At 44.5% G+C, this 1438-nt stretch carries 1 pseudogene; it reads left to right on the top strand.

The window, feature by feature from the left end:
- Positions 1-133: 133 nt before the first annotated feature.
- Positions 134-1434, top strand: a pseudogene (locus HMPREF0666_RS15845) (IS1380 family transposase).
- Positions 1435-1438 lie beyond the last annotated feature (4 nt).

The following is a 1438-nucleotide window of genomic DNA, read 5'->3' as shown; positions in this document are numbered from 1 at the left end:
TTCCTTAATTCCGCAGCATAAATTCTTGTAAAACTCCAAGTGTCTGAGAAACAAAGTTCTCAAAACACTTGGATATGTCAGAAATTTCACTTACCTTAGTGCTACCTACAGAAAAACAAATAAAAAATCTGACATGACAAAGGTAGCAATTAAAAACGAGAATATCACTTCTTTCGGTGGAATTTATCATATTATGGACGTTTTCTCAAAGCTGGACTTTGAAAAACTTACCGAATCCGTATTGGGCAGACGTGGATGCAGCGGCAAGGCATTCAGCCATGGAAGTATTTTCGGCTCTCTCTTCTTCAGCTACCTTTGTGGTGGAGAGTGCCTTGAGGACATCAATGTGCTTATAGGGCAGTTCAAGCAGAGACCTGACACGCTATTACCCGGTGCCGACACTGTGGGGCGCGGACTAAAGGAGCTTGCCGAGGAAAATATTGTCTACAAGAGCGAAATCTCCGGCAAGTCTTACAGTTTCAACACGGCAGAGAAGCTGAACACCTTACTATTACGGATGATACGGAGAATGGGGCTTATAAAGGCGGGCAGTCATGTTGACCTGGACTTTGACCACCAGTTTATTCCATCCCACAAGTTCGATGCAAAGTATTCTTACAAGCAGGATTTTGGCTATTTCCCTGGTTGAGCTTCCATTGGGGGAATCATAGTCGGAGGTGAGAACCGTGACGGAAACACCAATGTGAGATACCATCAAGAAGACACGCTCCGTCGCATTATGGACCGTGTAACCTCAGAACTTGGTGTGGTAATAGAGCGTTTCCGTGCCGACTGCGGGTCGTTTTCAAAGGAAATCATCCAAACCGTAGAGCAGCGCTGCAACACGTTCTATATACGTGCTGCCAACTGTGGCAGTCGCTACGAGAATTTCCAACAGTTGAAGGAATGGAAAAACGTTGAGATTGGCTATGAGAAATGCGATGTCACATCCATCAGCATGGACAGCTTAATAGAAGGAAAGTCATACAGACTTGTCGTACAGCGTAGTCCTTTGAAAGACAAGGATGGCAAGCAACAGACGGATTTGTTCGGAGTAATATACACATACCGCTGTATCCTCACCAATGACTGGGTGTCTACCGAGAAGGACATCATTACATTTTATAATGAGCGTGGGGCTAGTGAAAAAACTTCGACATACAGAACAATGACTTTGGATGGTCACATCTGCCATTTTCCTTTATGGCTGAGAACATGGTTTTCATGATGGTTACTGCCATGCTGAAGAACTTCTATCTCTATCTCGTCCGTCATATCAGCGAAAAGGTCAAGCCGCTGAAAAAGACAAGCAGACTGAAAGCCTTTATCCTGCATTTTGTCAGCGTGCCGGCAAAATGGGTGCGAACGGGAAGGCAGGACGTTCTGAACCTGTATACAAATAAAACCTACTACGCTGAAGTATTCCTTGAATAAACAG

This window comes from Prevotella sp. C561 (genome assembly GCF_000224595.1).
Lineage (GTDB): Bacteria > Bacteroidota > Bacteroidia > Bacteroidales > Bacteroidaceae > Prevotella > Prevotella jejuni.
This window is presented reverse-complemented; position numbering and strand designations above follow the sequence as displayed.